Source organism: Alteribacter keqinensis, from assembly GCF_003710255.1.
Taxonomy (GTDB): domain Bacteria; phylum Bacillota; class Bacilli; order Bacillales; family Salisediminibacteriaceae; genus Alteribacter; species Alteribacter keqinensis.
Map to the genome: position 1 here is coordinate 1,478,689 of NZ_RHIB01000001.1, position 12,462 is coordinate 1,491,150.

The following is a 12,462-nucleotide window of genomic DNA, read 5'->3' on the forward strand; positions in this document are numbered from 1 at the left end:
GAATTCTTAATATAAAATTTCCAATCCTTAATATTTGTACCTTAATTATTAACATAAATCCTTAACATAAATCCCCAAATAAAGATCGTTCCGAGTTGTGCCGACCAACAAACAGCAAGCAGAAAAATCTTTTCCATTTTAAAGTATTCCAAATCTTTTTAATTAAAAAAGGGAGACCCCCCCCTCATCTCCCCGAATTGCATTTACGTTAAATTCCTACTGCTGCTGTCCCATTTGTCTCACCATATCAAACAGCATAGCTGCCAGATTGACATTGTTTTGAATACGGTCCATTCTCTGTGGAAAGGTTTTTCCGTAGAATACCTTTGCTTCTTTTTCCATCTCACTTAATAAACCAGGATTTCTCCCTAATTTCCTGTACCATTCCGGGTGCATTCTCAAGTACTTCCATAGTTCGGGCTGGGTCCTGATATGCTGGATGACTTCTGTTCTCATTTCCACGCCTCCTTTTAATCTTCTTTATAAGAAAACGGGGACGATGAGGTATTCGTATTGGAAGGTCCGGATGAATCGGGCCTGAATGTGGATAAGAGCTGCTGGATGGATGTAAGGGCACCGTTAAATTGTGTAAGCTGAATTTGCAGATCATTCATATTCATTGATTTAATCATTGACAGAATACCGGCAGCGGTTGCTGCTGACTTTGGTGAAGCTGAACCTTCTTCAGACTCCTCCTCTGGAGTTTGAGTCGTTTTGGTCCCGGTAACAGATCCGGTCTTATACTCTTCCCAAACCGGGTCGTCTTCTCCGAATAACACCCATTCTTCATAAAGGTCCTGAAGTGCTTTTTCCTTTGCTTTCACATCCCGCAGCACGTGTGGGTTTTCTTTAACAAACGCTTTAAATTTCAAAACATCAGGATGCAATGACTTTCCCAACGCACTCACCTCCTAAGCAAATTCCTGTTCCTTATTACTATAGTAGTAAAACTCCTATGAGAATGTGAGCCTATTTTTTTGACTGTGTTAAAGAACATTGTAGAATACACGACTTAGGGATCAAGTTGGCAGGCTGAGACTCCGGAGTGGGCTTTTCCCGGAGGAGTGTCGCATATTCGCTCCAATCACGTCTTTTAAAACAAAAATGCTCTTTAAAACAGCATACAAATAAAGCTAATTAAAAATCGCTTTGAGTAGCGGTTGCTGTTCAACAACAGAGCCTGAATTAATGAGATCACTTGACTTTTTCAGTGCCCTCACGGAGCACGAGGGGGTCACCGCCGCTCCAGGAGAAATGGAGTGCGATATACACAAATCAACACCCGAGTTTAACATAGCAAATTCTTAAGTGTACCAACCTGAATTCCTGGAACAAAGAGCTCTCAGGCATCTGGTTGCTGCTTATCCGAAGTGAGCTTTTGTTCATCAATCAAAAAGAAGACACTTCGAGGAATGATCTGAAGTGTCTTCTGGTTCATCAATTTACCAAGGTGTCATAAAGTTCTGTGTGTAAAAGTCGCGGTGCACGCCGACTCCGAGGTGGGAAAGGTCTTCATTCATCAGGTTTACCCGGTGTCCTTCACTGTTCAGCCAGCCTTCCATAGCAGAAGCTGCATCAACATATCTTGCAGCAATATTTTCAGCTGCCCGCTGATACTGAACACCCCCGTTTGTAAGGCGTTCGCCAAGATCTCCCCGTGTTGGTGACTGGTGGGAAAAGTAGCCATTATCCCGCATGTCCTTACTGTGCCCATAAGCAACAAGTGACGTGTCTTCATCCCAATCGAGGGGAGGCAGGCTGTGTTTTTCCCTGAAATTGTTGGTCAGATCAAAAATCTGTCTGGCCATTCCTTCTTCAACCTTCTCCCATTCCTCTTCACTAAGAGCTGGTTTCTCGGGAAGAGACCCTCTGTAAGTAAGGGAATAGGGCTGCTGCTTCACCAGTGTTTCCGCTTCAATAAAACGGATTGAAGAGAGTTCCTCTTCAAAGGTGTCAAAATACAGCTGAACCCAGACGCCATCAATTTCAACGAGTGGGTGTGACTGAATCTCCCGTGGTGAGAGCGTAAATTGAAAGTCGCCGGAAACAGCTGCTTCCCTTTCAAACGTCCACTCTTCTTCAAGCCGGTCATAGGAATCTCCAAGATTAAACGGAGCAGTCTGGTCGTTTGGTACGTTCGTATAAATCGTAACGATACGCCCTTCTTCCACTCCTGCCTGCACATACCGGTCACTTTCATTCCATACATACCAATTATAACCATATTGGGAAGGCTCAGTACGGTCGGGTTCACCGTATTGATTAACAAGTACATCGGTATTTTCACCAATCAAATCATAAAAAGGCTCCCCCAGCGTCACCCCATTCCGGGATTGTTCTTCGTCTGGCTCCCCATGACGGTCGGCTGTCACTTCCTCAGATTCAATCTGCTCTTCTTCAGCATCTTCTTCGTGAAGCTCCTCTTCAACAGCTTCGGAGTTATTTTCAGGCACCTCTTCTTCAGGTGCATTCTCTTCGATATAGGAAGGCGTATCATCACCTACCGTGGGCATTTCTTCAATTAAGTATTCTTCGGTTTGTTCATCCAGAAATAACATAAATGCAATAAGTCCAAGTCCGAATACAATAAAAACCAGTTTCAATATAATCCGCATAGTTACTCCTCTCTGATGACCCCTTACGTTAGCTCACTTCTTTTTGTTTCCAGTTAAATCCTGCCTCAAACGTAAACCTTACAAAAAATTATACATTTTGGCAACTGTCTGTTTAAATCAGCCGGCAAAAAAAGAGGCTCCCTAAAAGGAACCTCTTTTTTGGACAGACTGATTTTAATGATGAGCTTCCGGTCGCTCAGAAATTTCATTCAGTGCAAAGCTTGCTTCGTCAGTCGTTGACGTGTGGGTAGCCAGGTCTCCGAGCGACACGATACCAACCAGCTTTTGTCCGTCAACAATCGGAAGGCGGCGGATCTGTTTTTCAGCCATCATCTGAGCCGCCTGATCAACAATCATACCTGAATCAGCTGTAATGAGGTGTTCACTCATCACTTCTTTTACTTCGCAGGAGTTCGGACGTTTTTCCGCTACACCACGTAATACAATGTCACGGTCTGTAACCATGCCTAGGAGATGATCACCTTCGCACACCGGGATAGCCCCAACATCAAGGTTCTTCATTTTCGTTGCTGCCGTGTAAAGATTATCGTCCGGTTTGCAACATTCCACTTCCGCTGTCATAACGTCTCTTAAGCTTTTCATACCTTTTACCCTCCATGATCAAAATGTCATACACCGTTACTTTAACCATGAAAGCTGAATTTATTTATAAAAAGGTAGTAAACCGTGTCAAATCAGTGAATTATACATTAAAAACAGGAACGTTTCGTTGCATCCGGCGCCAATTCGTAATATGATTATAAGGAATGAACTTGAGACCGCTTTTGGGAGGTAAAACAGATGAAATTTGAAGCACATGAACTGGAAGGCCTTGAAATTGAATTTCAGGCACTGGAAAACGTTATGGACCGATTAGGTTTTACGCACGTTTGGGATTATGAGCGTGTTACCTTTGATTATAAGATTGTTGATCAAGTGCGCGATGACGTATACTATTTCCGTGTTCAGGGTTATGCCATTGAAGGTGAAATTCCTCAGCCTCACAGCATTGTGAAGATTATGAAGACATTCCTTGGCAAGCACTACTATCCACACGGTGTTGAGTATGATAACGAAGAGTTTCCAAAGCATATCGTAGAAAAGTGCAAAAAGAAAATTGCAGGTGTTCAAAAACAGCTCGCGGAAGAAGTAAACTAAGGTACATAAAACAAGCCGTTACCGAACATTACGTACGTTGCAGGACACAACACGTACATTGACTTCCTGTACAGCTACAGAAGTCATGTCGTATAAGTGATCTGCCATGTATACCTGGAGCTTTCGACACACTGAATGGATGGGATAGCCGTCTTCGATGACGACCTCCAGAGTGATCGAAAGCTTTTCTTTTTCTTCACCGCCGCAAAACCGGAGTTTAACCGATGATAAGGAATCTTTTAACCTCTGGTCCTCATTCACTAATCGTAAAAAAGGGTTTGTGGATGTCCATTCCTTAAAAAGATGGTACACGTACTGTCTGAGAGCTTTAATGGAAATGGATACATCTCCTTTAGACTTTTCGTGCGAGAGGATATGCACGTTTTTTTTCATGAAAACACTCCTTCCTGTTTTTGAATTACGACTGTCAATGACCAGGCTTTCAGTCTATAATGAGGTAGAGAGTTAAGAGCCGGAAAGGGGTTTACTGGTGACACTGAAAAACTATAAAAAGTACGTTTACATTGGTATCGGAATACTGGTTGCAGCCCTTTTTTTCTACTTCATTATGCCGGTATCAATACCTCTGATCCTAGCGCTTGTAACGGCTCTGTTTTTAACACCGGCCGTCACCGCTTTAAGTACCCGGACCCGCCTGAAGCGTAGTATATCTGTGTTTGCGGTCTTTATGATATTTTTATGTATTATCAGTTTGTCCACATACATCCTAACAACAAAGGCCGTTACCCAGGTGAACCAGTTTGTTGAAAGTCTTCCCCATACGGTCAATGAGATAGCCTTTGCATGGAACGGCTTTCTGGATAACCTGAACGAACAGCTTGGTGAAATATCCCCGGACCTTGTAAGGGAGCTTGACAGACAGGTTACCTATACGCTCGGGAACTTTCGGACGTATTTTGAAGATATCAACTTTGTGAATCATGTAACCAATTTTGTGATTAAAATACCGTCATACCTTGTTTCACTGATCGTATATTTAATTGCGCTTTACTTGTTTTTACTGGAACTGCCGCGTCTTAAGAAAAAAATGTTCTCCTATATGACTGAAAAGACGCAGGAAAAAGTCCGCTTTATGAGTTCCCGTCTATCCTATGTCATCTTCGGCTTTTTCAAGGCACAGTTTCTGGTTAGTATCATTATCTTTATTGTCACCTTTATCGGGCTTCTGTTTATAGCACCTGAAGTTGCCTTAATCATGTCCATCATCATCTGGATCATTGATTTTATCCCGATTATCGGATCGATTGCAGTACTTGCTCCATGGGCCTTGTATCACTTAATTGCAGGAAATACTGTTCTAGCAGTTAAGCTGCTTATTCTGGCCGCCGTACTCCTGATTATCAGGCGTACAGTGGAACCTAAGGTTATGGGACATCATATCGGGCTTTCTCCCCTTGCGACCCTGATTTCCCTCTATATCGGACTTCAGCTTATTGGAATCCTTGGTTTTATTCTCGGTCCACTTGTCGTTATTCTGTTTACGAGTGCTAAAGAAGCCGGGATCATAAAATTTAATTTCAAAGTGTAAAACCGTTCGCCCCTTCCTGCCGGGAAGGAAACGAACGGTTTTTTAGTACGCATCGCTTTAATTGTATTTTGAATGTAAACTTTGGTGCTTCTATGCAGAGTTTTGAGGCATTTAAAGGAATACGTCAGATATCGCCACTCCTCCTTGGTTTGGAGCCGGTGTTACCCCGCGGAAAGGGAGTGTAATCAGCCTAAATCACCACCGTGTTTAACAAAGCCTGCCAAAAAAACCGGCAGTCCCCTAAGGAACTGCCGGTTTTTATTAAATGCCCAGAATAGCGCGCCACACATTGGTAGTTTCACCAGGCGGGAAAATAACGTAAAGAAGCAGATACACCATTACACCGGAGCTTGCCGAGATAAACCAGACAACGGATGTCACAGGACCAAGACGTCTGTGGACACTGATCTTGTTTTTATAGCCTGTAACAAGCGTCCAGATTCCCATTGCTGCAGCTACAGTTGCAAGGACAATGTGGAACAGGAGAAAGATTGTATAATAGATCCGGATATCGTCAGGTCCGCCGAAAGCGGTGCTGCCGATAAAGAATGTTTTGGACAAGTACGTTATAAAGAAAACAACAGCTAATACAGCCGCCCAGAACATGGCCTTTTTATGTGCTTCAATTTTACGCTTGGCTACAAGATACCAGCCCATGGCAACAAACAATGCACTTGCTGCAATAAAGATTGTACTTACAAAAGGTAAAAAGGTATCCACCGTTTACCCACCCTTCTCATTCTTCAATTACCTCTATCATATCGAATTTTGACGAATAGCCCCAATGCTTATTGTGACAAATTCATGACAGATTAAAACCGAAAAATGTTCATAAACAAGGAGCCCGGCTTGAAGCAGGGCTCCTTGTTTTAAAGTTAATCATTTAGTACTTTGTAACACCAATTAAAAGCATCAGTGTAGCTACTGTTAATGCGGCTACGAAAAATCCTGTCCAAAGCATGATGTTGGTCCAGCCGTTGCCTCTTTCATTTAAGTGCATGAAATAGTAAAGCTGCATAACTACCTGAACCCCTGCGATGATTAAAATGAACGGAATCGCAAAACGGTTAGGAATGGTGTCACTTGCCACTGTCAGAAAGGCAATGGAAGTTAAAAAGATCATAAACACAAATGAAATAATTTGCTGTTTTCCTTCTCTGGCCAGTTGGCGTTCCGCTTTTTTTGAAGGTTTTCCTTTAAGCGGTGCGCTCGGATCAGTTACATGTGGATCCATTTTTTATTAACCCCCTTAAACTCCCATCAAGTATACGACGGTGAAGATGAATACCCATACGACATCGATAAAGTGCCAGTACAGGGATGCTACGTAGAATTTTGGTGCGTTTGTAAGCGTGACACCGGCTTTTCTGTAGCGGATTAACAAAGTTGAAATCCAGAGAATACCAAAGAGTACGTGACCACCGTGTGTACCTACAAGAGTGTAGAATGATGATGCAAAGGCACTCGTTGTAAATCCGAGACCGTAGTTGACATATACAACAAACTCATAAATCTCAAAACCAAGGAAACATACTCCTAGGAAAACTGTTGCCCACATCCAGATAATAAGGCCTTTAAAGTTTCCTTTTTTCATATTGATCATAGCAAACACACTTGTCAGTGAGCTTGTTAAGAGAAGCATTGTCATAATAAACACAAGGTCAAGGTGGAAAAGGTCAGCGGAGGTCGGGCCGTCCGCTACACCATTTCTAAGACCAAGATACGTTCCGAATAAACTTGCGAACAGAACCGTCTCTCCACCGAGGAAAAACCAGAATCCAAGAAACTTGTTTTTACCTTCGAGTGTTGCTTTTTCCGGATGTGAAGGAAGGGTTTGCTCATGTTTTACTGTTTCAGCCATAATTACCCAACCCCCTCTTCTTTCTTAATATCTTCTTTATGAATATGGTAACCATGATCTTCCTTGATGGAACGGATGAACATGGCCCCAAGTGTAATACCGAGACCGATTACTGTCACCGGAATTACGTGATAAATAAGTCCGAATGCTGCAATAAACAGACCAAGACTCATAAAGATCGGCAGGATTGAGCCATTAGGCATGTGAATATCATCAAGTGGTTCAGCAGCCTTCAGCTTACCGTTACCGTGCATCTTTTCGTACCATAGTGCGTCAAGCTCACGAACAAGCGGAGTCTGGGCAAAGTTGTACTCAGGAGTCGGTGTAGGAATACCCCACTCAAGTGTACGGCCATCCCAAGGATCTGCTTCTGATTTATTCTTCACAGAGACAACAACGTTTACCAGGAATAGAATAAACGCCACACTCATCAGGATTGCCCCTACTGAACTTACAAAGTTCAAGCTGTCAAGTCCCTGACCCGGAAGGTAGGAAGCCACTCGACGAGGCATACCCATCAGACCAACAAAGTGCTGTACGAAGAACGTTAAGTGGAATCCGAAAAGGAATAACCAGAAGAACCACTTTCCGAGTGTTTCGTTCAGCTTATAACCGAACATTCTTGGCCACCAGTAGAATGCACCGGCGAAAAGACCAAGTACTACCCCACCGATAATAACGTAGTGGAAGTGGGCAACTACGAAGTACGTGTCATGGAACTGGTAGTTAGCTGCACTTGTTGCAAGCATAACACCGGTTACCCCACCCATTACGAATGATGGGATGAAACCTATTGCGAAAAGATTCGCAGTTGTAAACTGGATACGTCCGCCCCACAGGGTGAAGAGCCAGTTAAAGATCTTAATACCTGTTGGTACGGCAATGGCCATTGTTGCTACTGCGAAGATCGCGTTGGCAACAGGGCCGATACCCACTGTAAACATGTGGTGAGCCCAAACCATGAATCCAAGGAAACCGATGATCAGTGTAGCGAATACCATCGCAGAGTAACCGAACAGACGCTTCTTGGAGAACGTAGCCAGAATTTCAGAGAAAATACCGAATGCCGGCAAAATTAAGATATATACTTCCGGGTGTCCGAAGATCCAGAATAAGTGCTGCCAGATAACAACGTTACCGCCAAAATCAACTGCGAAGTACGTTGCACCGAACAGACGCTCAAGCATTAGAAGTAAAAGACCAACTGTAAGTGCCGGGAAGGCAAAAAGGATAAGGGCAGATGCAACAAAGCTGCTCCATGTAAACAGAGGCATACGCATCATGCTCATTCCCGGAGCACGCATGTTGATGATCGTTACAAGGAAGTTAATCCCTGAAATTAATGTACCAAGACCACTAATCTGAAGACCGAGTACATAGTAATCAATACCAGTGCCGGAGTATTCACTTGAAAGTGGTACGTAAGCGGTCCAGCCGGCATCAGGTGCGCCGCCCAGGAACCAGCTCAGGTTAATTAAGATTCCCCCGAACAGGAACAACCAGAAACCAAGGGAGTTCAGAAACGGGAAGGCAACGTCCCGGGCTCCAATCTGGAGCGGAACGATATAGTTCATAAATCCGAATAAAAGCGGCATAGCAGCCAGGAAGATCATGGTTGTACCATGCATCGTCAGTAGTTCGTTAAATGTTTGTGCTGAAACAAATCCAAGATTTGGGAACATTAGCTGAATACGCATTAGTATTGCTTCAAGCCCACCAAGGGCGAAGAAGAAACCGCCGGAAACCAAGTAAAGAATACCGATCTTTTTATGGTCAACGGTAGTCAGCCAATCCCAAAGCACGCTTTTTTGTGCTTTTGCATTTGACACGTTGTTTACCCCCTTAAACTGTGGACATTATTCGTCGTCTAGTACTTTTAATGAGTTGAGATATTCAATAAGAGAATCCATTTCATCATCATCAAGCTGATCGAACCCTGGCATTAAGTTACCTGGTTTTTGTTCTTCAGGATGACGAATCCATGCTTCAAGACTCTCGTCGTCGTACTCCATGAATCCTGCAATAACTGTACGTTCACCAAAGTTGGTAAGGTCTGGTCCCCCTTGTGGGTTTCCGCCTTCTCCGCCAACTGCGTGACAGGCAAGACAGTTTTGCTCAAATACTTCACGGCCTTCAGCTGCAACTTCTTCTGTAGGCTCGATAAGTTCAGAATCAGGCTCGGCCATTCCCTGTGCCCACTCATCAAATGTATCAGGATCAACGGCCACAACTTTAAAGTCCATCAGCCAGTGAGCTTCACCGCAGAGTTCTGTACATTTACCGAAGTAAACGCCTTCCTCCGGGGCTTCAATCCACATGTCATTTGTAATTCCAGGCACATTATCCTGCTTACCCGCAAGAGCCGGAATCCAGAATGAGTGGATAACATCAGATGCTTCAAGGTTAAAGACAATACGGGTATCCGTTGGGATGTAAAGATCCTGACCTGCAGTGATTTCAAGGTCCGGGTACTCAAACTCCCACCAGAACTGGTGTCCTGTAACGTTGACAACTAGTGTATCATCATCCGTTTCTGTATCAGCCAGTGTAAACGTATCCATGACGTTCGGTACAGCAAGGATGATTAATAAAAGAATAGGAATAGCAGTCCAGATAATTTCTAGATTTTTGTTACCTTCAACCTGCTCTGGAATATGATTGTCACCTGGTTTTTCTCTGAAGCGGATTAGTACAAAGACATAAATTGCCGCTACGACCACGATGACAAAGACCATAATTAACAAGCTGAGTCCGATTAAAGAATGTTGCATGTCTGCTACAGGACCCCGCGGATCCAACGCAGTCAGGTTTTGTTTTCCACATCCGGCTAAAAACAGCAGAATGAAAGAAAATGGAAGCACTCGCCACAAGTTCTTCATCGCGTCATAAACCCCTCTTTCTCTGTTTACTTAGTTCTTAAGAATTTTTAGAACATATGAACAATGACCATTACAGCAAAAAGAACCATCAGGTACACAAGTGAATAGATAAACATGTGTGTGGCCCACTTAATGTCATCGTCATATTTTTTATAACCAGCAAAGCCAAGTACAAGCCACCCTGCTCCAAGTACGACGGCGACTGTCGTATAAACAGCACCGAAATTGAACAGAGTAAGTGAGACCGGAATCAGTGCAGCCGTATAAAGTAGGATTTGGCGCTTAGTCACGCGGAACCCTGCTACGACCGGAAGCATTGGTATCCCGGCTGCTCGGTACTCCTCACATCTTCTCATCGCAAGGGCGAGAAAGTGAGGTGTTTGCCAGACAAACAAAATTAAAAACAGTGACCATGCGTACGGATGAAGTGAAGGATCAATCGCTGCCCACCCCATGAGCGGAGGCACCGCACCTGCAAAACTTCCGACAATCGTATTGAGTGTCGTTGTACGCTTTGTCCACATTGTGTAAAACACAACATAAATAATCAGACCCGATAAACCAATAACAGCAGTTGTCATGTTCACGGCGGCAAGCATAAGCGTACCCAGCCCTGAAATAATCAGGCCGTACCAAAGTACCTGGGATGCTGTTAATTCACCTGTAACAGACGGTCTCTCCTCTGTTCTAATCATTTTGTGATCAATGTCGCGGTCAACATAGTTATTAAGAGCACATCCCCCTGCAATAACAAATGCAGCCCCAAGCAGTGCGAGCAGAATCGTGAGTGGTTCCTGGGAAAGTGGTGTCTGCGTGTAGTAGGCTGCAAGGAAAAGACCTGCAAACATCGTAATCAGATTGGATTTAACAATTCCCGTCTTCGAAATTGCCATATAGGAACGCCATGTTACTTTCTGGCCTGCTACCTGCTGCTCTTCAGTTTCTACAACCTCTGATGATGAAATTGTACCGGATTTATTCATTCTTTCACCCCCCGAGTCTGAGTCAGAATCTGTGTTGTACTGTAATACCCCATACAAGTCTAATCGTTTCCGGCTGCGCAGTCCAGATTAAAATTAATTTCATAATCTTCTAAAATCGGACACAGACCGTCATTGCCGGTCACAACCAGACTTCTATCTCACATTATATAGCAAGACACCATGATTTTCATCATAATATGGCGATTACATATAAGTTCCACCACACATTTTACCATATCCATCTTTCGTTATCATACGTATTTCAAAGAAACAGTTCATTTCGCTCAATTTGTTACAAATTATTGAACATGCGTTCATAATAAATTTACAGCACTGAAATCTATGAGATAATCAATGAGAAATTGACAACCGACTTATTTCTCCATAAAATGAAAAGCGGTATGTCCTTATTAATAAACCATTGAATTTATAGTATAGAAAGCCGGTGAATACATGAACAAAGGATTAAAGGTCTTTGGCATTTTTGCATCTTTGGGAATGCTTATTGTACTGATCCAGGGAGCTCTCGTTACCCAGACCGGATCCGGTGATGCATGCGGAACGTCATGGCCTCTCTGCTATGATCAGGTCATTCCGCAGTCACCAACCATTTCCACATTAATTGAATATACACACCGTCTCGTTTCAGGTGTTATGGGCCTTGTGGTTATTATTTTATCTGTCTGGGCATGGATAAAACTCGGTCATCTCAGGGAGACAAAGTTTCTTGCAGTTCTCGCTATTTTTGCTATTATCTTTCAGGGGCTGCTCGGTGCCGCAGCTGTCGTCTGGGGGCAGTCCGATGCAGTAATGGCTCTTCATTTTGGCTTTTCACTCGTATCCTTTGCCAGTGTTGTGCTGCTTTCGCTGCTTGCCTTTGAAGCAGATCAGACAGATGGACCTGTAACGGTTTCTCTGTCCGGCAGAATGCGTGGGTATATCTATTTTGTTATCACTTATATGTACTTTGTTGTGTATACCGGGGCTTTTGTAAAGCATACAGGAGCAAGCTCAGTCTGCAGAGGCTGGCCATTATGTAACGGACAGCTTATTCCACCTCTTGAAGGACGGGTAGCCGTTCAATTCGGCCACCGAGTTGCTGCAGCCCTGTTGTTTATTGTCATTTTAATTATGCTCGTGCAGCTGTGGAAAAAATACAAAACAGAAAAAGTGATTCTCTGGGTCGGTATCCTGTCATTTATCCTCGTATCGATACAGGTTGCAAGCGGAGCCGTTGTCTTATTTACCGGCTTTACTCTGTGGGCAACGTTGTTCCATGCTCTGTTTGTAAGTTTATTGTTCGCCGTTCTCAGTTACGGTGTTATGATCGTTTCAAGAAAATAAGCGCCAGTCCCTTTGGATTAAATTTTTTAATCCAAAGGGACTTTCTTTTTCTGACGGAAAATTCCATCTTGCT

At 43.5% G+C, this 12,462-nt stretch carries 14 protein-coding genes; 3 read left to right on the top strand and 11 right to left on the bottom strand.

Features of this window, described 5'->3' with window-relative positions; translation table 11 throughout:
- Positions 1-216: 216 nt before the first annotated feature.
- The 4 genes from EBO34_RS07210 to EBO34_RS07225 all read right to left on the bottom strand — a co-directional run bounded on the left by EBO34_RS07210 (position 217) and on the right by EBO34_RS07225 (position 3,218).
- Positions 217-456, bottom strand: coding sequence for a YlbE-like family protein (locus EBO34_RS07210; protein ID WP_122897228.1), 240 nt, complete (start codon positions 454-456; stop codon positions 217-219).
- A 14-nt stretch (positions 457-470) separates the two neighbouring features.
- The gene (locus EBO34_RS07215) at positions 471-899 is read right to left on the bottom strand and encodes a YlbD family protein (protein ID WP_183163750.1); all 429 of its coding nucleotides are present in this window, start codon (positions 897-899) and stop codon (positions 471-473) included.
- A gap of 543 nt (positions 900-1,442) precedes the next feature.
- Positions 1,443-2,615, bottom strand: a complete 1,173-nt coding sequence (locus EBO34_RS07220) for a CAP domain-containing protein (RefSeq protein ID WP_122897230.1) — start codon at positions 2,613-2,615, stop codon at positions 1,443-1,445.
- A 174-nt stretch (positions 2,616-2,789) separates the two neighbouring features.
- Positions 2,790-3,218 (bottom strand): CBS domain-containing protein, encoded by a 429-nt coding sequence (locus tag EBO34_RS07225; protein ID WP_122897231.1) that lies wholly within the window; start codon positions 3,216-3,218, stop codon positions 2,790-2,792.
- Positions 3,219-3,416: 198 nt separating this feature from the next.
- Here EBO34_RS07225 and EBO34_RS07230 point away from each other — a divergent pair, with 198 nt between their 5' ends.
- A complete protein-coding gene (locus EBO34_RS07230; RefSeq protein ID WP_122897232.1) occupies positions 3,417-3,773 on the top strand; it encodes a YugN family protein in 357 nt (118 codons plus the stop codon).
- Between the two features lie 18 nt (positions 3,774-3,791).
- On the opposite strand, the gene EBO34_RS07235 is transcribed toward EBO34_RS07230, so the two are convergent.
- Positions 3,792-4,166 carry an Asp23/Gls24 family envelope stress response protein gene (locus tag EBO34_RS07235; protein ID WP_122897233.1) on the bottom strand — a complete coding sequence of 125 codons (375 nt, stop codon included), beginning with the start codon at positions 4,164-4,166 and terminating at the stop codon, positions 3,792-3,794.
- A gap of 94 nt (positions 4,167-4,260) precedes the next feature.
- Between EBO34_RS07235 and ytvI the strand changes: the two genes are divergently transcribed.
- Complete coding sequence (gene ytvI / locus EBO34_RS07240; protein ID WP_122897234.1) at positions 4,261-5,322, top strand: sporulation integral membrane protein YtvI; 1,062 nt, start codon at positions 4,261-4,263, stop codon at positions 5,320-5,322.
- Between the two features lie 261 nt (positions 5,323-5,583).
- Here the strand turns inward: ytvI and EBO34_RS07245 are convergent, their stop codons facing one another.
- The 6 genes from EBO34_RS07245 to cyoE form a co-directional block, all read right to left on the bottom strand.
- Positions 5,584-6,042 carry a DUF420 domain-containing protein gene (locus tag EBO34_RS07245; protein WP_122897235.1) on the bottom strand — a complete coding sequence of 153 codons (459 nt, stop codon included), beginning with the start codon at positions 6,040-6,042 and terminating at the stop codon, positions 5,584-5,586.
- Positions 6,043-6,205: 163 nt separating this feature from the next.
- Positions 6,206-6,556 (bottom strand): cytochrome C oxidase subunit IV family protein, encoded by a 351-nt coding sequence (locus EBO34_RS07250; protein WP_122897236.1) that lies wholly within the window; start codon positions 6,554-6,556, stop codon positions 6,206-6,208.
- Positions 6,557-6,571: 15 nt separating this feature from the next.
- Positions 6,572-7,183, bottom strand: a complete 612-nt coding sequence (locus EBO34_RS07255) for a cytochrome (ubi)quinol oxidase subunit III (protein ID WP_122897237.1) — start codon at positions 7,181-7,183, stop codon at positions 6,572-6,574.
- Between the two features lie 2 nt (positions 7,184-7,185).
- Positions 7,186-9,012: a cytochrome c oxidase subunit I gene (ctaD, locus tag EBO34_RS07260; RefSeq protein ID WP_122897238.1), complete on the bottom strand. Its 1,827-nt coding sequence runs from the start codon at positions 9,010-9,012 to the stop codon at positions 7,186-7,188.
- 27 nt (positions 9,013-9,039) lie between these two features.
- A complete protein-coding gene (coxB, locus tag EBO34_RS07265; protein WP_122897239.1) occupies positions 9,040-10,062 on the bottom strand; it encodes a cytochrome c oxidase subunit II in 1,023 nt (340 codons plus the stop codon).
- Between the two features lie 47 nt (positions 10,063-10,109).
- Positions 10,110-11,045 (bottom strand): heme o synthase, encoded by a 936-nt coding sequence (cyoE, locus tag EBO34_RS07270; RefSeq protein WP_122897240.1) that lies wholly within the window; start codon positions 11,043-11,045, stop codon positions 10,110-10,112.
- A gap of 453 nt (positions 11,046-11,498) precedes the next feature.
- On the opposite strand from cyoE, the gene EBO34_RS07275 reads away from it, so the two are divergent.
- A complete protein-coding gene (locus EBO34_RS07275) occupies positions 11,499-12,389 on the top strand; it encodes a COX15/CtaA family protein (RefSeq protein ID WP_122897241.1) in 891 nt (296 codons plus the stop codon).
- The last annotated feature ends 73 nt before the right edge of the window (positions 12,390-12,462 follow it).